The organism is Escherichia sp. E4385 (assembly GCF_963883145.1).
GTDB lineage: Bacteria > Pseudomonadota > Gammaproteobacteria > Enterobacterales > Enterobacteriaceae > Escherichia.
This window is the reverse complement of record NZ_CAWOOJ010000012.1, coordinates 35,025-53,625: the sequence shown is the minus strand read 5'-3', so window position 1 is coordinate 53,625 and position 18,601 is coordinate 35,025. Positions and strand designations below refer to the sequence as shown.

Below are 18,601 nucleotides of genomic sequence, written 5' to 3'. Positions count from 1 at the left end.
ATGTTGCGTCGTTCTCTTATTTTTCTGGTGCTGTTGAGTGCGGGATGTGTCTCGCTCGATCCTCACTACAGCACGCCTGAATCCCCAATCCCGGCGACCTTGCCGGGAGCACAGGGCCAGGGAAAGGCAATCAGCCATGACTGGCAGCAGGTGATCCACGATCCCCGATTGCAGCAGGTGGTGACCATTGCTCTGAACAGTAACCGCGATGTGCAAAAAGCGATAGCTGATATTGACTCCGCACGGGCGCTCTATGGGCAAACTAATGCGTCGTTATTCCCGACGGTGAATGCGGCCTTAAGTTCGACCCGCAGTCGTTCGCTGGCGAATGGTACGGGAACCACTGCCGAGGCTGACGGCACGGTGTCCAGTTTTACGTTAGATCTGTTTGGTCGTAATCAGAGTTTATCTCGGGCGGCGCGAGAAACCTGGCTGGCCAGTGAATTTACAGCCCAGAACACCCGTTTAACGCTGATTGCTGAAATCAGCACCGCCTGGCTGACCCTGGCGGCTGATAACAGCAATCTGGCCCTGGCAAAAGAAACGATGGCCAGTGCAGAAAACTCATTGAAAATTATCCAGCGCCAGCAACAGGTTGGCACAGCGGCAGCGACAGATGTCAGTGAGGCGATGAGTGTTTATCAGCAAGCGCGCGCCAGCGTTGCCAGCTATCAGACACAAGTGATGCAGGATAAAAATGCTCTGAACTTACTGGCCGGTACAACGCTTGCGGAAAATCTGCTACCGGGAACACTGGAAAGCCTGCCGGAACAGATGATAAGCCTGGTTCCTGCGGGAGTGTCATCTGACGTTCTGCTGCGTCGCCCGGATATCCAGGAAGCGGAACATAATCTGAAGAGCGCCAATGCTGATATTGGCGCCGCGCGGGCTAACTTTTTCCCGACGATTTCGCTGACTGCCAGCGCTGGTGTTGGCAGTGACGCATTGTCATCGCTGTTCAGCCACGGAATGCAGGTCTGGTCATTTGCGCCATCGGTCACATTACCGCTGTTCACCGGCGGTAGTAATCTGGCGCAGCTTCGTTACGCAGAAGCACAAAAGCGCGGGCTCATTGCCACCTATGAAAAAACCGTTCAGAGCGCGTTTAAAGATGTTGCTAACGCACTGGCGCGGCGGACCACGCTTGAAGAGCAACTGGATGCACAGCGTCAGTATGTTAAAGCTGAACAACAAACGGTCGATGTTGGCCTGCGTCGTTATCAGGCGGGTGTTGGTGATTACCTGACCGTGTTGACGGCACAGCGCAGTTTGTGGAGCGCACAGCAGGAGCTGCTGGCATTGCAACTGACTGATTTTACGAACCGGATCACGATCTGGCAGTCGCTGGGCGGCGGCATGTCATCACTCAAGTAAGGAATAGTATGGCTAGAGTCTCTCTTTCATGGGCATTGATTCTTGGTCTTTTAGCCGGTATCGGCCCGATGTGTACCGATCTTTATTTGCCGGCTTTGCCGGAGATGTCAGAGCAACTGGCGGCAACCTCGACCATAACGCAATTAACGCTGACCGCATCACTGATCGGTCTTGGCGTCGGACAACTGTTATTTGGCCCTCTGAGCGACAAAATAGGGCGTAAACGTCCGTTAATCTTGTCGTTGCTATTGTTTATTGTTTCTTCCATTTTGTGCGCGACAACGAACAATATTTACTGGCTGGTGGTCTGGCGTTTTATTCAAGGGATCGCGGGGGCAGGTGGTTCGGTGCTCTCTCGTTCTATTGCTCGTGACAAATATCAGGGAGTAACGCTGACCCAGTTCTTTGCGCTGCTAATGACGGTGAATGGCCTGGCACCGGTGTTGTCGCCAGTGCTGGGCGGTTATATTGTCAGCACGTTTGACTGGCGCACTTTATTCTGGGTGATGGCTGAAATTAGCACCGTACTGTTGCTGGGCTGCCTGTTATTTATCAATGAGACATTGCCAGAAAATAAAAGGGGCTCTTCATTGCTATTAACCGGACGAAGCGTGGTGCAGAACCGCCGTTTTACGCGCCTTTGCCTGATTCAAAGTTTTATGCTGGCAGGCTTGTTTGCGTACATCGGCTCTTCGTCGTTCGTGTTGCAGAAGGAATTTGGCTTTAGTCCAATGCAATTTAGCCTGGTGTTTGGCCTTAACGGCATCGGACTTATCATCGCTTCATGGATCTTCTCGCGCCTGGCGCGACGAGTTAACGCGATGAAATTGTTGAGAGGTGGCCTGATAGCGGCAATTTTGTGTGCATTGCACACGGTCTTATGCGCATGGTTGCAGTTACCCATTCCGGCACTGGTGGCATTATTTTTCACCGTCGCATTTTGTAGCGGCATCGGCACTGTTGGCGGGGCAGAGGCTATGAGTGCAGTAGGGACGCAGGAATCTGGAACGGCGTCTGCGTTGATGGGGATGAGCATGTTTGTCTTCGGCGGTATAGCCGCGCCATTGTCGGGGCTTGGTGGGGAAACGCTGTTAAAAATGAGCCTGGCAATTATGGTGTGTTATACGCTGGCATTGCTGGTTGCTCTCACCAGAATCGACAATCAAAAGTAATGAATACCTCATTCTGACGGGGATTTACCCTGTCAGAATGAGGTACCGAATACTAACGATCTTTACGCCACGCATCCGCCGTCAATGCTTCGCCAAAGTGGCCGGAAATTAGCCGTTTGGTGAGTTCGTGCAGCGGCGATGCCAACACATCCGCAGTGCTACCGCGTTCGACAACTTCTCCCTGATGCATGACCAGCACCTGGTCGCTGATGTGCTTCATCATTCCGATATGCTGGGTAACATAAATATACGAAATGCCCTGTTTTTCCTGTAACTCCAGCATCAGATTAATCAACTGCGAACGCATCGACATATCCAGCGAGGCGAGGGCTTCATCGGCAATAATCACTTTGGGGCGTAATATCAGCGCGCGCGCCAGACCAAGACGCTGTTTTTGCCCGGGGGCCAACATATGCGGATAGTAACTGACGTGATCCGGCAGCAGTCCGACCATCCGCATCGTTTCAATTATCTGTTTGCGGCGCTGTTCCGGTTCCAGGTCTGTGTTCAAACGCAGTGGAAAATCCAGGATCTGCGAAATACGTTGACGTGGATTCAATGAAGTCGACGGATCCTGAAATATCATGCGAATACGCTGGCTTCGGAAGGAATAATCGCCAAAATGCAGAGGATGATCGTCAATCAATAACTCGCCGCTGGTTGGCTCAATCATTCCTGCCAGCATCTTTGCCAGCGTCGATTTACCGGAACCGTTCTCACCAATAATCGCCAGTGTCTGGCGTTCACGCAGCGTAAAGCTCAATGGTTTTACCGCTTCGACTGTCTGACGGCGAAACCAGCCGGTCCTGTAGCGGAACGTTTTGCTTAAATTACGCACTTCGAGCAGAGTTTCTATCATCTCACTCTTTCTCCATGTTCAGCGGGAAATGACAGGCATAGAGATGATTTTTCGCCCCCATCAGACGCGGCGTCACAATGCATTCTCGTTGTGCATAAGGGCAACGCGGTCCCAGACGACAACCAATCGGTAATTGTTCCAGCAGCGGGATTGCGCCCGGCAGGGTATTGAGGCGGCTTTTATGCGGCATCGCACTGCCAAAGTCCGGTATCGCGCGTATCAGCGCCTGGGTGTAAGGATGATGCGGCATTGTCACCAGCTCCTTACTTGGCGCGGATTCCACTGTCTGGCCACAATAAAGCACGTTGATTTTATCCGCCCATTGGCTAAGCATTTGTAAGTCATGACTGATAAGCAAAATGGTGGTGTTGCTGTTTTGGTTGAGACGCGTCAACAGGCGGAAAATTTGCGCCTGCGTTGTTGGCTCCATCGAGTTGGTCGGTTCGTCGGCAATCAGTAGACGCGGTTGATTCGCCAGTGCGATGGCAATCATCACTTTCTGGCATTCACCTTCGGTCAACTCGTACGGGAAACTGCGCATCGCATCTTTATGATCTTTAATCCCCACGCGGTGTAGCAACTCAATGGCGCGACGTTTGCGCCAGCCAAAACGCTGCCACCAACGGCCTTTATAGGTCCAGGCCGGGATGTTCTGCATCAACTGGCGACCCACACGTTCCGATGGATCAAGACACGATTGCGGTTCCTGGAAAATCATCGACACGTTGTGTCCAACCAGTTTGCGCCGTTCGCGTGCGGAGAGACGCAGCAAATCGATATCATCAAAACGCATTCGGTCAGCGGTAACACGCCAGTTATCTTTATTCACCCCACAAATCGCTTTCGCAATCAAACTTTTGCCGGAGCCGGATTCGCCAACAAGACCGCGAATTTCACCTTCGGTTAAGGTCATACTCACGCGGTCGACGGCTTTAACCCATTCATCACCGGTTTTAAATTCAATAGTCAGGTTACGAATATCCAATAATGGCATTATTCCACCCCCGCAATAATCGCACGACGAACGCCATCGCCAAGGAGGTTAACCAACAACACGCTAATCATAATTGCCGCACCTGGCAGCATTACGGTCCACGGGGCGACATAAATCAGTTCCAGTGCGTCACCAAGCATCGCGCCCCATTCAGGCGAGGGCAGTTGTGCGCCGAGGTCAAGAAAGCCCAGCGCGGCGATATCGAGAATTGCCATCGACAATGCGCGAGTGATCTCGGTGACCAGTCCGGCGGTGATGTTAGGCATCACCGCAAACCAGAGAATATTCAGCGTCGTTGCGCCATCCAGACGGGCGGCGATAACGTACTCTTTTTCCAGCTCGTCATGAACCATGCTGTAAATCGAACGTACCATACGTGGCAGCAGTGCCAACCAGACGGCAAACATGGCGTGCGATAAACTCGGTCCGGCAAATGCTACTACGATGATCGCCAACAGCAGGGACGGAATCGCCAGCAAAGTATCCAGAATATGGTTTAGTACCGCTGACCGCAGACCGTGCGTTGCACCGGCGAAGGTGCCAAGTACCAGACCACAAATCGTCGCGGCGAGCGTCACCACAAATGCGCCCCCCACGGTAGGTGCTGCGCCACTCAATAAACGGCTTAAAACGTCGCGTCCCAGGTCGTCGGTCCCAAGGAAGAACGAGACTTCGCCATAGCGTGACCATGACGGCGGCAACAATTGATAACCAAGAAATTGCTGGTCGATGCCGTAAGGCGCAAACCAGCTACCAAAAATACACAGCACCGCCAGCCCCGCGCAGCCGTACAGGCCGACCATCGCAGCGGCGTCTCCATAGAATTTGCGCCAGGCAGTACGCAGCGTGCCCGGCGGGCGCTTCTCGCTGTATACGCTATCGTAAGGCATACCATTCCTTATGTTTCAGAGGGTTAGCCATGGCACCCAAAATATCAGATATCACGTTAATAATAATGACCAATGAACCGCACACCATCACTCCGGCGGAAATGGCTGCGTAATCCTGCTGGCGGATGGCGTTAATTAACCAGCGCCCTAAACCCGGCCAGCTAAAAACCATTTCGGTGATCATCGCCAGCGTCAGCATGGTGGAAAACTGCAAGCCCAGGCGAGGAATAACCGGAGGTAACGCGTTATGCAGCACGTGGCGACGCAAAATAGTAAAGCGCGACAAACCGCGAGTCGCCGCCGCTTTCACATAGTTTTGGTCATAGACTTCGATGGTGCTGATACGCATCAATCGGATCACTTCAGTTGTTGGCGCAACCGACAGGGTAATCACCGGTAGCACCATATGGCGAAGTGCGCTCATGATCATTTCGTCCCGCCACGGTGAGTCCGAAAGCCAGGCATCAATTAACGCAAAGCCGGTAATCGGTTTCACTTCATAGAGCAGATCGAAACGCCCTGAAACGGGCAGCCAACCTAGCGTGAGTGAACAAAACAGCGTCAACAGAAGCGCCAGCCAGAACACCGGGATGGAAAAGCCCAGCAAGGCGATGGCGTTGATCAAGTTATCCTGCCACTTATGGCGTGTAATCCCGGCAATCATGCCCACCGGGATCCCGACAATCAGCGCAAAACCGAAGGCGAGGATGCACAACTCCATCGTTGCCGGAAAGACTTCTTTTAACTGTTCGGCAATAGGCTGGCCGTTAATGCTGGAAACACCAAAATCCCAGTGGATCAGTCCATTAAACCAGAACACCCAGGCATTCCAAAGTGAAGCGCCTTGTAACGGCGCGTGTGGCGTGAAATAGCTCAAACTGAAGCCAACAAAGGTCAGCAGGAATAAGGTGACGATTAATAACAAAATACGACGTAAGGTGAAGATAATCATGGTTTTTTCACCTCTTCTTGCTTCTCGCGATACACCCCCGCGAAGGAGGCGTTACCGAACGGGCTCAGTACCAGACCTTTAATATCGTAACGGTAGGCCTGCAAGCGCAGTGATGAGGCCAGCGGCAGAATGGGCAGTTCCTGCGCCAGAATGCTTTGCGCTTCATCATAGGCTTCAATACGCGCCGCCAGTTGCTGCGAGGAGAGGGCATTACGCAACACGCTGTCGAATTTCGGATCGCACCAGTGGGCAAGGTTGGTTTGCGAGTGAATAGCCGCGCAGCTCAGTAACGGACGGAAGAAACTGTCCGGGTCGTTACTGTCCGTCGCCCAACCAGATAACGTCAGATCATGGCTCATATCCATCAACCGCGCCTCCTGAAAACGACCTTCTACCGGCACAATCACCACTTTCACGCCAACCTGCGCCATATCCGCCTGAATCAGTTCGGCAGTTTTCAGCGGACTGGGGTTCCATGCCTGCGATCGTGTCGGTACCCACAGTTTCAGCGTTAAGTTTTCCAGCCCCAACGCTTTCAGTTGTTCGCGCGATTTCGCTGGGTTGTATTCAGTAATTTTAGCCTCGTTGTCATAAGCCCACGAGGCGCGCGGTAAAATAGAGGCCGCAGTTTCAGCGGTACCATAATAGATGGATTGCATCAGGCGCTGGTTATTGATAGCCAACGCCAGCGCATGGCGGACAGCTGGATTATTTAGCGGTGGTTTAGCGGTATTAAACGCCAGATAGGCCACGTTCATCCCCGGGCGCAGCGTTAAACGCAAACGCGGGTCGTCGCGCAAAATGGATAACTGGCTGGCGGCAGGCCAGGCCAGAACGTCACATTCACCGGTCAAGAGTTTCGACAATCGTCCGGTGCCGCCGGAGCCTAAATCCACCACCACCTGCGGCATCAACGGTTTGCCACGCCAGAACTCATCGTGACGTTGTAAGCGAATATATTGCCCGGCGCGGTATTCCGACAATTGATACGGCCCGGTGCCGACCGGTTGACGGTCGAGTTGTTCCTGGCGATCTTCTTTCTCTAATTTCTGGGCGTATTCGGCAGACATTACCGACGCATAGTGGGTTGCCAGGTGCCATAAGAAGGATGCATCCGGCTGGGCGAGACGGAACTCAACGGTGTGATTATCCAGCTTGCGGACACTTTTAACGTTATCTGCAAATTGCAGACTGTCGAAATAGGGGAAGTTACTGCCGTTGACGTTATGCCACGGATTATTGCGGTCAAAAATCCGTTGGAAGGTAAACACCACATCATCGGCATTCATTTTGCGAGTGGGAGTAAACCAGGCGGTTTTTTGAAACGGGACATCGCGACGCAGGTGGAAGCGATAGGTTGCGCCGTTGTCGAGCACTTCCCAGCTTTCGGCAAGTTCTGGCATCAGGCGATAGGTATACGGATCGACATCCAGCAGTCGATCATAAAACTGGGCGGCAAGGGTATCGACAATTAACCCACTGCTCGCTTTGGATGGGTTAAAGGTGTTGACTTGCCCGCTGACGCAATAGACAAAACCGCTGTCGCGGATATCAGCATGCGGGGGGGATTCAGGCGCGGCTATTGCCTGACCACTCACAAGTCCAGCAATCACCAAAAGAGACGATAATACCTGGCGCATAATATTAAGGGATTTTATGTAAAGAGGCTATCTTACTAATATTTAATGACATTTGCCATTACCGTTTGTGTTCAGGGGTCGTAATGAGGGCCGAGTGGTTGGTCGTTGAACAGGTGGCGTCGCCATCTGTTCAACATTCGTACCCGTGATTTCTCTATAACTATAACTCACAGAACAACTTAGCGAAGAGCAGAGCGGTACGATCGTGAGAAACCCATTAAAGCAGGCTGCGGTGCGTGTCATTTATAGCCGGATGCGGCGTGAACGATTTATCCGGGCAACGATACTGACCGAGCGTCTGCAATTAAATAATTATTCATTACCCCATTGATTCAAAAACTCTGCGATTTCATCAATGCGCGCGGGATTAATCCCCGCCTCAGCGGCCATGTCATGCTGGGCTTCTTCGCTGATCTCTTCATTGTTCATAAAACGGGTGAGCAGTAACTGGAAGTAGTGGGCCAGCGGTGTGCGTTCAGCGTCTGCGACAGGTTCGGCGCATTCGGTCGCGTACTCGTCGGCAATATCGAAATATTTTAATGGGATATCGTGGTTCATTGTTTGCCCCTGGAGTTAATGCGCTAAGCATAAGGGCGGATGATAGCACTCGTGATCCGGGTCATACATCTTTTTATAGTTAATGGCGCGGCGCATTACCCTCAGGCAGGATAATGCGCCGTGTATCCTGGATATTACGTTTCGCTCACCGGCGTTCTGTCACCATCATACAACGGCACTTTGCGATAGCGGCGGATCAGATACCACAAATATGCGCCGCCTAACGAAGCCCATACCAGACCCAGCGTCAGCGAGGTGGCTTCGAGGTTAATCCACAGCACGCCCACCGTCAGCGCGCCAACCAGCGGCATTAATAAATAGTGGAAGTGTTCCTTCCAGCTTTTATTCATTCCTTTGCGCCGCCAGAAGTGGTTGAACACCGACAGGTTAACGAAGGTAAACGCTACCAACGCGCCGAAGTTAATTAACGCTGTGGCGGTAACTAAATCGAAGAACAGCGCCGACATCGCGACAATCCCGACCATAATGACGTTCAGCGCCGGAGTCCGCCATTTCGGATGGACATAGCCAAACACGCGCTCCGGAAACACATTGTCACGCCCCATCACATACAGCAGACGCGACACGCTGGCATGTGACGCCAGGCCAGACGCTAACGTGTTCACAAACGTGGTGCAGAGGAAAATCGACTGGAACAGCTTGCCGCCGACGTACAGCGCAATTTCCGGCAGCGCGGCGTCCGGGTCTTTAAAGCGGCTGATATCCGGGAAGAACAGCTGCATAAAGAACGACGCCGCAATAAAGATAACGCCACCGTAGACCGCCGTCAGGAAGATGGCTTTCGGGATCACGCGTGCGGCGTCCGGCGTCTCTTCCGAAAGCGTGGTCACCGCATCGAAACCGAGGAACGAGAAACAGACAATCGTCGCCCCGGTAATAATCGGGATCAAGTGCGCGTTCTCGCTGATAAACGGCTGAAGTGACCAGACGGTGCCAACGCCTTCTCCTTTATGCAGCCCCTGAACCACCAGGAAGATAAACACCACCATGATGGAGATTTGCACCAGCACAAACAGGGTATTGAAGTTGGCGACCAGGTTGACGCTCTTCAGGTTCGCGGCAGTTAAGATGGCGACGAACGTCACCACCCACACCCACGGTGGCACTTCCGGGAAGAGGGCGGAGAGATAGATCTTCGCCAACAAGACGTTGATCATCGGCAAAAAGAGGTAATCCAGCAGCGATGACCAGCCGACCATAAAACCGACGTGCGGGTTAATCGACTTTTGCGCGTAGGTATAGGCCGAACCTGCCTCCGGGAACTGGCGAACCAGTTTGCCGTAGCTGATAGCGGTAAACAGCACGCCCGCCAGCGCCAGCAAATAAGATGCCGGAACGTGACCGTTGCTAATACCGGAAACGATGCCAAACGTATCGAACACGGTCATTGGCGTGAGATAGGCCAGACCCATCATCACCACCTGCCACAACTTCAGCGACTTGCGCAGTTTAGTTTTGCCGGGTTGCGCAGCAATATTCAGTGGTGAATTAATAGCCATAATTGTTGCCTCCCCTGCGTAATAAGGTTTGCGGTCGTGTCGACCTGAAATCAAACCTGTTTAGCAAGGGAAGCAAAGGGGGCGGAGTCCAGTCAGTCGCAGGAAGGGCGCACACGCAGCCTCCCTCGCCATGCGGGGATTTAATCATCGGCATCATCTCATTTCCTCGTCACAGTCTTAATCGTTAACGGAAGCCCGTTGCCGCCTGCGCTCCATAACGCGACATCCGGGAAATGTCTGGATTACCAGCAAATGTCAGGCCTGGCTCCGCTCAGGCCGATGAAACAACCCCGCAAGGGGTACTATGCGTTTTTCAACATCCACTCAATTTCTGTTTCTGTGATGAGGCGCTCAAACTGCAACAACTCATCATTTTTACAGGCGTGATACACATGGCAAAAACGCTCGCCTAAATAGCGGCGCAAATGATCGTTCTCGATAAACTCCCACAGGGCATCGCTCTGGCGAATCGGGAAGGGTAAGCCTTCCTGCTCCAGCCCGTTGCCTTCTACTTCTTCCTGCAACGGCAGTTCGTTATCAAGGCCATGCAAAATACCGGCAAAAATCGCTGCCATCACCAGATATGGGTTGGCATCGGCACCTGCCACGCGATATTCCACGCGGTGGTTATGACGATCGCCGCACGGAATACGCAGGGCGACGGTGCGGTTGTTATGGCCCCACGACGCCTGCGTTGGCACATACATGCCTGGCTGGAAGCGGCGATAGGAATTCACGTTCGGCGCCAGCAGCGCCATTGATGACGGCATCAGGTCGATCATCCCGGCGAGCATCTTTTTCAGCAGCGGCGAATCTTCGCCTTCTGCGTCAGAAAGCACGTTCTCGCCACGATTATTTTGCATACTGATATGGATATGCATCCCGCTGCCCGCGTGCTCTTCATACGGCTTCGCCATAAAAGTGGCGTGCATCTTATGCTTTTCTGCCATCAGGCGCACCAGGCGTTTTAGCGCCAGCGCATCATCGCAGGCTTCCAGCACGTTATCGGTATGGTAAAGGTTGATTTCAAACTGGCCTGGCGAGGCTTCGGCGACCGCACCGTCGGCGGGAATTAACTGTAACTGCGCCAGTTCATCAATATCATTGAGCACATCGGCGAAGTGGTTGAGGTTATCAACCGAGTAAACCTGGCTTTGTGTATTGCGGTCATCGGTGCCGGGCGCGCAGGGCGGTTGCAGATACCCTTCAGCGTCGCGCTGGCGATCCAGTAAATAGAACTCCAGCTCTACCGCTACAACCGGGAACAATCCGCGCTGGCGTAGCTGCTGCCACAGGCGGTTAAGTACGTTCCGCGGCTCAACGTCAAAGGGAGCGCCATCTTCATCGACCATGGTCAGGAGTATCTGACCGATAAATTCTGGATCGGCAGCAGAAGGGGTTAAGGTACCGAGTATTGGCACACAAGTACGATCTGGTTCACCCATTTCCTGACCCAGGCCCGCTTCTTCTACTACATTGCCCAGAATATCCATTGCAAACACCGAGGCCGGGAAGTAACACCCTTTTTCCAGCTTCTGCAGACTTGAAACTGGAATGCGTTTCCCACGGAAGCAACCATTCAAATCAGTAAGTAAAACATCAACATATTGTGTATTCGGGTAGCGCTCCAGGTAGCGTTTCACTTCCTGCGTAAAGGCGCTACCCCGCCTCTCTTCTGACTGCTGAACAAAGTTCTCTACTTCAAGGATATTGGTTTCCATGATTCTTCGCCTTTGGTTTGTTTTCCGCTCGTTAGCAAAGCGTAAAATATAATGACCACTATTCGAATCTGTATGCAAACTAAATGTTTGTCAAATGTTAAATTGAGTTTGCAAAAATGAAAACCCACTGCTAGATTGAAAAAATATTGAACATAAAGGTCATTTAAACCGCAGTAATGGCGATAATTTAGTCCACTTTGTGAGATTGAGCATGGAAAATATAATGAACAATCCGGTTATCGGTGTCGTAATGTGCAGGAACAGGCTTAAGGGTCATACGACCCAGACTCTGCAAGAAAAGTACCTGAATGCCATCGTCCACGCGGGCGGTTTACCGATTGCGCTGCCACATGCGCTGGCGGAACCGTCATTACTTGAAGAACTGCTGCCTAAACTTGATGGCATTTATCTTCCAGGTAGCCCCAGCAATGTGCAGCCGCACCTATATGGTGAAAACGGCGATGAGCCTGACGCCGATCCCGGGCGTGATCTTCTGAGCATGGCGTTAATTAATGCCGCACTCGAAAGGCGCATCCCCATTTTCGCCATCTGCCGGGGGTTACAGGAACTGGTGGTAGCAACCGGTGGGTCGTTGCATCGCAAACTGTGCGAACAGCCTGAATTGCTGGAACATCGTGAAGATCCCGAACTGCCGGTGGAGCAGCAATATGCGCCGTCGCACGAAGTTCAGGTTGAAGAGGGGGGATTACTGTCTGCATTGTTACCTGAATGTAGCAACTTTTGGGTAAACTCTCTGCATGGACAAGGGGCGAAGGTCGTTAGCCCGCAGTTGCGTGTTGAAGCTCGCTCGCCGGATGGCCTGGTTGAGGCGGTGAGCGTCATCAATCATCCTTTCGCGCTGGGCGTACAGTGGCACCCGGAATGGAACAGTAGCGAGTACGCGCTTTCGCGTATATTGTTCGAGGGCTTTATCACCGCTTGTCAGAACCATATCGCTGAAAAACAGCGACTCTGACCACTACAGTTAAGGAAATGCAAATATGAGTGATGAGGGACTGGCGCCAGGAAAACGCTTGTCAGAAATCCGCCAGCAGCAGGGGCTTTCACAACGTCGTGCCGCCGAACTCTCCGGGCTGACTCACAGTGCTATCAGTACGATAGAACAAGATAAAGTCAGCCCTGCCATCAGTACGCTGCAAAAGCTGCTGAAGGTGTATGGTCTGTCACTCTCGGAATTCTTTTCCGAGCCGGAAAAACCTGATGAACCGCAGGTCGTCATTAATCAGGACGACTTAATTGAAATGGGCAGTCAGGGTGTGTCGATGAAGCTGGTGCATAACGGGAACCCGAATCGCACGCTGGCGATGATCTTTGAAACGTACCAGCCGGGTACCACGACCGGGGAGAGAATTAAGCATCAGGGTGAGGAAATAGGCACTGTACTGGAAGGTGAAATTGTTCTGACCATTAATGGCCAGGATTATCACCTCGTCGCGGGGCAAAGTTATGCCATTAATACCGGCATTCCGCACAGTTTCAGTAATACGTCGGCAGGCATTTGCCGAATTATCAGCGCCCATACGCCCACCACGTTTTAATCTTTTTGTTTTTATAGGCCGGGTAAGCGAAACGCCACCCGGCTAGCTATAAAGGCAATCTATAAAGAATGTCGCCGGAAATAAACGGGCTCATCGCCCGGGGATCTCTGCGCCCTGACGTTCACAAACTGCATATATCTGATAGACGTGAAACAGGAGTCATAATGAATTTTCATCATCTGGCTTACTGGCAGGATAAAGCGTTAAGTCTCGCCATTGAAACCCGCTTATTTATTAACGGTGAATATACCGCTGCGGCGGAAAATGAAACCTTTGAAACCGTTGATCCGGTCACCCAGGCACCGCTGGCGAATATCGCGCGCGGCAAGAGCGCCGATATCGACCGTGCGGTGAGTGCAGCACGCGGCGTATTTGAACGCGGCGACTGGTCGCAGGCCGCCCCGGCAAAACGTAAAGCAGTGCTGAATAAACTCGCCGATTTAATGGAAGCCCACGCCGAAGAGCTGGCACTGCTGGAAACTCTCGACACCGGCAAACCGATTCGTCACAGTCTGCGTGATGATATTCCCGGCGCGGCTCGCGCCATTCGCTGGTACGCCGAAGCGATCGACAAAGTGTATGGCGAAGTGGCGACCACCAGTAGCAATGACCTGGCGATGATCGTGCGTGAACCGGTCGGCGTAATTGCCGCCATTGTACCGTGGAACTTCCCACTGTTGCTGACCTGCTGGAAACTCGGCCCGGCGCTGGCGGCGGGTAACAGCGTTATCCTGAAACCCTCCGAAAAATCGCCGTTGAGTGCGATTCGTCTCGCGGGCCTGGCGAAAGAAGCGGGTCTACCTGACGGCGTGCTTAACGTGGTAACCGGTTTTGGTCACGAAGCGGGGCAGGCGCTGTCACGCCATGACGATATCGACGTTATCGCCTTTACCGGCTCGACCCGTACCGGCAAACAACTGCTGAAAGATGCGGGCGACAGCAACATGAAACGCGTCTGGCTGGAAGCGGGTGGCAAAAGCGCCAACATCGTTTTCGCCGACTGCCCGGATCTGCAAAAAGCGGCGAGCGCGACAGCCGCAGGTATCTTCTACAACCAGGGCCAGGTGTGCATCGCCGGAACGCGTTTGTTGCTGGAAGAGAGCATCGCCGATGAATTCTTAGCCCTGTTAAAACAGCAGGCGCAAAACTGGCAGCCGGGGCATCCGCTTGATCCTGCGACCACCATGGGCACCTTAATCGACTGCGCTCACGCCGACTCGGTGCATAGCTTTATTCGGGAAGGCGAAGGCAAAGGGCAACTGCTGCTGGATGGACGCAACGCCGAACTGGCTGCGGCCATCGGCCCGACCATCTTTGTGGATGTGGACCCGAATGCGTCCTTAAGTCGCGAAGAGATTTTCGGCCCGGTGCTGGTGGTTACCCGTTTCACATCAGAAGACCAGGCGCTACAGCTTGCCAACGACAGCCAGTACGGCCTCGGCGCGGCGGTCTGGACGCGCGATCTTTCCCGCGCACACCGCATGAGCCGCCGCCTGAAAGCTGGTTCCGTCTTCGTCAATAACTACAACGACGGCGATATGACCGTGCCGTTTGGCGGCTACAAGCAGAGCGGCAACGGTCGCGACAAATCCCTGCACGCCCTTGAAAAATTCACCGAACTGAAAACCATCTGGATAAGCCTGGAGGCCTGAAATGACCGAACATACCAGCAGTTACTACGCCGCCAGTGCGAATAAATACGCGCCATTCGACACGCTGAATGAGTCGATTTCCTGCGACGTTTGCGTGGTTGGCGGCGGTTATACCGGGCTTTCCTCCGCGCTGCATCTGGCGGAAGCGGGCTTTGACGTGGTGGTTCTCGAAGCCTCACGCATCGGCTTCGGCGCCAGCGGGCGCAACGGCGGGCAGCTTGTGAACTCCTACAGCCGTGACATCGACGTTATCGAAAAAAGCTACGGCATGGACACCGCCCGTATGCTCGGCAGCATGATGTTTGAGGGCGGGGAGATCATCCGCGAGCGCATCAAACGTTATCAGATTGACTGCGACTACCGCCCCGGCGGTCTGTTTGTAGCGATGAATGATAAACAGCTCGCGACTCTGGAAGAGCAGAAAGAGAACTGGGAACGTTACGGCAATAAACAGCTGGAGATGCTGGACGCCAACGCCATTCGCCGCGAAGTAGCCAGCGATCGCTACACCGGCGCGCTGCTGGATCACAGCGGCGGGCATATTCACCCCCTGAACCTCGCCATTGGCGAAGCGGACGCCATTCGTCTCAATGGCGGACGCGTGTATGAGCTTTCTGCGGTGACGCAGATCCAGCACACTACGCCCGCCGTGGTGCGTACTGCCAAAGGTCAGGTGACGGCGAAGTATGTGATTGTCGCCGGGAATGCGTACCTGGGCGATAAAGTGGAGCCGGAACTGGCGAAACGCAGCATGCCATGCGGCACACAGGTGATCACCACCGAGCGGCTGTCAGAAGATTTAGCTCGTTCGCTGATCCCGAAAAACTACTGCGTTGAAGACTGTAATTATCTGCTTGATTACTACCGTCTTACCGCCGACAACCGCCTACTGTACGGCGGCGGTGTGGTGTACGGCGCGCGCGACCCGGATGACGTTGAGCGTCTTGTGGTGCCGAAACTGCTGAAAACCTTCCCGCAGCTGAAGGGCGTCAAAATCGACTATCGCTGGACGGGCAACTTCCTGCTGACCCTTTCACGGATGCCGCAGTTTGGTCGCCTCGATACCAACATCTATTACATGCAGGGCTATAGCGGCCACGGCGTGACCTGTACCCATCTCGCTGGGCGTTTGATTGCCGAACTGCTGCGCGGTGACGCCGAACGTTTCGACGCCTTCGCCAATCTGCCGCATTACCCGTTCCCCGGCGGGCGTACGCTGCGCGTGCCGTTTACCGCGATGGGCGCGGCTTATTACAGCCTGCGCGATCGTCTGGGTGTTTAATTTCCGATTAACAGTGAAGAGTCAAAAGGTGTGAAACATGAGCAACAATGAATTCCATCAGCGTCGTCTTTCTGCCACTCCGCGCGGGGTTGGCGTGATGTGTAACTTCTTCGCCCAGTCGGCTGAAAATGCCACGCTGAAGGATGTTGAAGGCAACGAATATATCGATTTCGCCGCAGGCATCGCGGTGCTGAACACCGGACATCGCCATCCTGAACTGGTGGCGGCAGTGGAACAGCAACTGCAACAGTTTACCCACACGGCGTATCAGATCGTGCCATACGAAAGCTACGTCACCCTGGCGGAGAAAATCAACGCCCTGGCCCCGGTGAGCGGGCAGGCTAAAACCGCGTTCTTCACCACCGGTGCGGAAGCGGTTGAGAACGCGGTGAAAATCGCCCGCGCCCATACCGGACGCCCTGGCGTGATTGCGTTTAGCGGCGGCTTCCATGGTCGTACGTATATGACCATGGCGTTAACTGGAAAGGTCGCGCCGTACAAAATCGGCTTCGGCCCGTTCCCCGGTTCGGTGTATCACGTACCTTATCCGTCAGACTTACAGGGCATTTCAACGCAAGATTCCCTCGACGCCATCGAGCGTCTGTTTAAATCAGACATCGAAGCGAAGCAGGTGGCGGCGATTATTTTCGAACCGGTGCAGGGCGAGGGTGGTTTCAACGTGGCGCCAAAAGAGCTGGTTTCTGCCATTCGCCGCTTGTGCGACGAACACGGCATCGTGATGATTGCCGATGAAGTGCAAAGCGGTTTTGCGCGTACAGGTAAATTGTTTGCCATGGATCATTACGCCGATAAGCCGGATTTAATGACGATGGCGAAAAGCCTGGCGGGCGGTATGCCGCTTTCAGGCGTGGTCGGTAACGCGAATATTATGGACGCCCCTGCGCCGGGCGGGCTTGGCGGTACCTACGCCGGGAACCCGCTGGCGGTGGCTGCCGCGCACGCGGTGCTCAACATTATCGACAAAGAATCACTTTGCGAACGCGCGAATCAACTGGGCCAGCGCCTGACAAACACGCTGATTGAGGCCAAAGAAAACGCTCCGGCGATCGCGGCAGTACGTGGTCTGGGGTCGATGATTGCAGCAGAGTTTAACGATCCGCAAACGGGCGAACCGTCAGCGGAGATTGCGCAGAAAATCCAGCAACGTGCGCTGGCGCAGGGGCTGCTACTCCTGACCTGTGGCGCATACGGCAACGTGATTCGTTTCCTGTATCCGCTGACCATCCCGGATGCGCAATTCGATGCGGCAATGAAAATTTTGCAGGATGCGCTGAGAGATTAATACGCAGAAGCGAAGGCCAACGCAATAATGCCTGATGCGCCGCGCTTATCAGGCCTACAAATGACGTATTGATTATGTAGGCCGAATAAGGCGTTCACGCCGTATCCGGCAAGTTGTATTGCCCAACTTCGCTAAATCTGGTGCTTTTTCAACAACGCGCGGAACTGATGATAGGTTAATCCCAGCAATTCAGCTGCGCGTTTCTGGTTATATTTCCCCTGTTGCAAACTGAGTTGCAGCAACTCTTTTTCCTGCTGCATCTGAAACTCACGTAAATCCAGCGGCAGCGTCGGAAGCGAGGTGGTTTCTGAAACGGCGATGGCTTCTTCAGGTGGACGCCGTTTAAAGGGATCAATAATGATGTCATCAAGCGGATAATCGCTGGTGCCGTGGCGATACACCGAACGTTCCACCACGTTTTTCAATTCACGAATATTTCCCGGCCAGCGATAATTCAGCAACGTTTCTCTGGCGCGCTCGGTAAAACCCGGGAACAGAGGCAGTTTGATTTCCCGACACATCTGGATGGCAAAATGTTCTGCCATCAACATAATGTCGCTTTCGCGTTCGCGCAGTGGTGGCAGTTGCACAACATCAAAAGCCAGCCGGTCGAGCAGGTCAGCGCGAAAAGTACCTTCATTGACCATCGCCGGAAGATCGGCATTCGTCGCGCATACCAACCGCACATTCACCTGCAATGGCTGGCTGCCGCCAACGCGCTCCAGTTCACCGTACTCAATCACGCGCAATAATTTTTCCTGCACCATCATCGGTGCCGTAGCGAGTTCATCAAGAAACAGCGTACCGCCGTCGGCACGTTCAAATCTCCCTGGATGACGTTTTTGCGCACCGGTAAACGCCCCCGCTTCGTGACCAAATAGTTCGGAATCCAGCAGATTTTCATTTAACGCCGCGCAGTTAAGGGAAATAAACGGCCCTTGCCAACGAGAGGAGAGATAATGCAGACGGCTGGCGATCAGCTCTTTACCTGTTCCGCGCTCGCCGATGATGAGCACCGGTTTGTCCAGCGGTGCGAGATGCGAAACCTGCTCTAAAACTTCGAGAAAGCTGTTCGCCTCACCGAGTAAGTTATCTTTGTATTCTGCCATGATGAAATTCGCCACT

The 18,601-nt window shown here is 53.5% G+C and carries 17 protein-coding genes; 7 read left to right on the top strand and 10 right to left on the bottom strand.

Translation table 11 applies throughout. The annotated features are described in order from the left end of the window. Both AACS80_RS11790 and AACS80_RS11785 read left to right on the top strand, forming a co-directional pair. A complete protein-coding gene (locus tag AACS80_RS11790) occupies positions 1–1,374 on the top strand; it encodes an efflux transporter outer membrane subunit (RefSeq protein ID WP_135409887.1) in 1,374 nt (457 codons plus the stop codon). Positions 1,375–1,382: 8 nt separating this feature from the next. Further along, positions 1,383–2,546: a multidrug effflux MFS transporter gene (locus tag AACS80_RS11785; protein WP_138183806.1), complete on the top strand. Its 1,164-nt coding sequence runs from the start codon at positions 1,383–1,385 to the stop codon at positions 2,544–2,546. A 52-nt stretch (positions 2,547–2,598) separates the two neighbouring features. Here the strand turns inward: AACS80_RS11785 and sapF are convergent, their stop codons facing one another. The 9 genes from sapF to puuA form a co-directional block, all read right to left on the bottom strand. After that, positions 2,599–3,405 (bottom strand): peptide ABC transporter ATP-binding protein SapF, encoded by an 807-nt coding sequence (gene sapF, locus AACS80_RS11780; RefSeq protein ID WP_000573415.1) that lies wholly within the window; start codon positions 3,403–3,405, stop codon positions 2,599–2,601. Position 3,406: 1 nt separating this feature from the next. Beyond that, on the bottom strand, positions 3,407–4,399 hold the full coding sequence (sapD, locus tag AACS80_RS11775) for a peptide ABC transporter ATP-binding protein SapD (RefSeq protein ID WP_130258932.1): 993 nt from the start codon (positions 4,397–4,399) through the stop codon (positions 3,407–3,409). Further along, positions 4,399–5,289, bottom strand: a complete 891-nt coding sequence (sapC, locus tag AACS80_RS11770) for a peptide ABC transporter permease SapC (protein WP_130208813.1) — start codon at positions 5,287–5,289, stop codon at positions 4,399–4,401. The genes sapD and sapC overlap by 1 nt, the downstream gene beginning before the upstream one ends. Continuing rightward, entirely contained in the window at positions 5,276–6,241 is a 966-nt protein-coding gene (sapB, locus tag AACS80_RS11765) for a putrescine export ABC transporter permease SapB (RefSeq protein WP_064527260.1), read from the bottom strand. Before sapB ends, sapC begins: the two co-directional genes overlap by 14 nt. Beyond that, on the bottom strand, positions 6,238–7,881 hold the full coding sequence (sapA, locus tag AACS80_RS11760; protein WP_130208811.1) for an ABC transporter substrate-binding protein SapA: 1,644 nt from the start codon (positions 7,879–7,881) through the stop codon (positions 6,238–6,240). The genes sapB and sapA overlap by 4 nt, the downstream gene beginning before the upstream one ends. 312 nt (positions 7,882–8,193) lie before the next feature. Then, complete coding sequence (locus AACS80_RS11755) at positions 8,194–8,439, bottom strand: YmjA family protein (RefSeq protein ID WP_135409888.1); 246 nt, start codon at positions 8,437–8,439, stop codon at positions 8,194–8,196. 134 nt (positions 8,440–8,573) lie between these two features. Further along, positions 8,574–9,959, bottom strand: coding sequence for a putrescine/proton symporter PuuP (puuP, locus tag AACS80_RS11750; RefSeq protein WP_131161809.1), 1,386 nt, complete (start codon positions 9,957–9,959; stop codon positions 8,574–8,576). Further along, the gene (locus tag AACS80_RS11745; protein WP_130208911.1) at positions 9,949–10,113 is read right to left on the bottom strand and encodes a YmjE family protein; all 165 of its coding nucleotides are present in this window, start codon (positions 10,111–10,113) and stop codon (positions 9,949–9,951) included. Before AACS80_RS11745 ends, puuP begins: the two co-directional genes overlap by 11 nt. A 148-nt stretch (positions 10,114–10,261) precedes the next feature. After that, on the bottom strand, positions 10,262–11,680 hold the full coding sequence (gene puuA, locus AACS80_RS11740) for a glutamate-putrescine ligase (protein WP_135409889.1): 1,419 nt from the start codon (positions 11,678–11,680) through the stop codon (positions 10,262–10,264). A gap of 211 nt (positions 11,681–11,891) precedes the next feature. On the opposite strand from puuA, the gene puuD reads away from it, so the two are divergent. The 5 genes from puuD to puuE all read left to right on the top strand — a co-directional run bounded on the left by puuD (position 11,892) and on the right by puuE (position 17,476). After that, on the top strand, positions 11,892–12,656 hold the full coding sequence (puuD, locus tag AACS80_RS11735) for a gamma-glutamyl-gamma-aminobutyrate hydrolase (RefSeq protein ID WP_130260919.1): 765 nt from the start codon (positions 11,892–11,894) through the stop codon (positions 12,654–12,656). Positions 12,657–12,681: 25 nt separating this feature from the next. Further along, the gene (gene puuR, locus AACS80_RS11730; protein ID WP_001278727.1) at positions 12,682–13,239 is read left to right on the top strand and encodes an HTH-type transcriptional regulator PuuR; all 558 of its coding nucleotides are present in this window, start codon (positions 12,682–12,684) and stop codon (positions 13,237–13,239) included. A gap of 164 nt (positions 13,240–13,403) precedes the next feature. Continuing rightward, positions 13,404–14,891: an aldehyde dehydrogenase PuuC gene (gene puuC, locus AACS80_RS11725; RefSeq protein WP_135409890.1), complete on the top strand. Its 1,488-nt coding sequence runs from the start codon at positions 13,404–13,406 to the stop codon at positions 14,889–14,891. A 1-nt stretch (position 14,892) separates the two neighbouring features. Continuing rightward, a complete protein-coding gene (gene puuB, locus AACS80_RS11720; RefSeq protein WP_088376288.1) occupies positions 14,893–16,173 on the top strand; it encodes a gamma-glutamylputrescine oxidase in 1,281 nt (426 codons plus the stop codon). A 37-nt stretch (positions 16,174–16,210) separates the two neighbouring features. Beyond that, on the top strand, positions 16,211–17,476 hold the full coding sequence (gene puuE / locus AACS80_RS11715; RefSeq protein WP_130260917.1) for a 4-aminobutyrate transaminase: 1,266 nt from the start codon (positions 16,211–16,213) through the stop codon (positions 17,474–17,476). A 131-nt stretch (positions 17,477–17,607) separates the two neighbouring features. On the opposite strand, the gene pspF is transcribed toward puuE, so the two are convergent. After that, complete coding sequence (pspF, locus tag AACS80_RS11710; protein ID WP_001602351.1) at positions 17,608–18,585, bottom strand: phage shock protein operon transcriptional activator; 978 nt, start codon at positions 18,583–18,585, stop codon at positions 17,608–17,610. Positions 18,586–18,601: the final 16 nt, after the last annotated feature.

Coding starts and splice junctions, on each gene's coding strand:
- AACS80_RS11790 (WP_135409887.1), top strand. CDS start 1: ATGTTGCGTCGTTCTCTTATTTTTCTGGTGCTGTTGAGTGCGGGATGT.
- sapB (WP_064527260.1), bottom strand. CDS start 6,241: ATGATTATCTTCACCTTACGTCGTATTTTGTTATTAATCGTCACCTTA.
- sapA (WP_130208811.1), bottom strand. CDS start 7,881: ATGCGCCAGGTATTATCGTCTCTTTTGGTGATTGCTGGACTTGTGAGT.
- puuR (WP_001278727.1), top strand. CDS start 12,682: ATGAGTGATGAGGGACTGGCGCCAGGAAAACGCTTGTCAGAAATCCGC.
- pspF (WP_001602351.1), bottom strand. CDS start 18,585: ATGGCAGAATACAAAGATAACTTACTCGGTGAGGCGAACAGCTTTCTC.
- AACS80_RS11755 (WP_135409888.1), bottom strand. CDS start 8,439: ATGAACCACGATATCCCATTAAAATATTTCGATATTGCCGACGAGTAC.
- puuD (WP_130260919.1), top strand. CDS start 11,892: ATGGAAAATATAATGAACAATCCGGTTATCGGTGTCGTAATGTGCAGG.
- sapC (WP_130208813.1), bottom strand. CDS start 5,289: ATGCCTTACGATAGCGTATACAGCGAGAAGCGCCCGCCGGGCACGCTG.
- sapF (WP_000573415.1), bottom strand. CDS start 3,405: ATGATAGAAACTCTGCTCGAAGTGCGTAATTTAAGCAAAACGTTCCGC.
- puuA (WP_135409889.1), bottom strand. CDS start 11,680: ATGGAAACCAATATCCTTGAAGTAGAGAACTTTGTTCAGCAGTCAGAA.
- puuP (WP_131161809.1), bottom strand. CDS start 9,959: ATGGCTATTAATTCACCACTGAATATTGCTGCGCAACCCGGCAAAACT.
- AACS80_RS11785 (WP_138183806.1), top strand. CDS start 1,383: ATGGCTAGAGTCTCTCTTTCATGGGCATTGATTCTTGGTCTTTTAGCC.
- sapD (WP_130258932.1), bottom strand. CDS start 4,399: ATGCCATTATTGGATATTCGTAACCTGACTATTGAATTTAAAACCGGT.
- puuE (WP_130260917.1), top strand. CDS start 16,211: ATGAGCAACAATGAATTCCATCAGCGTCGTCTTTCTGCCACTCCGCGC.
- puuB (WP_088376288.1), top strand. CDS start 14,893: ATGACCGAACATACCAGCAGTTACTACGCCGCCAGTGCGAATAAATAC.
- AACS80_RS11745 (WP_130208911.1), bottom strand. CDS start 10,113: ATGCCGATGATTAAATCCCCGCATGGCGAGGGAGGCTGCGTGTGCGCC.
- puuC (WP_135409890.1), top strand. CDS start 13,404: ATGAATTTTCATCATCTGGCTTACTGGCAGGATAAAGCGTTAAGTCTC.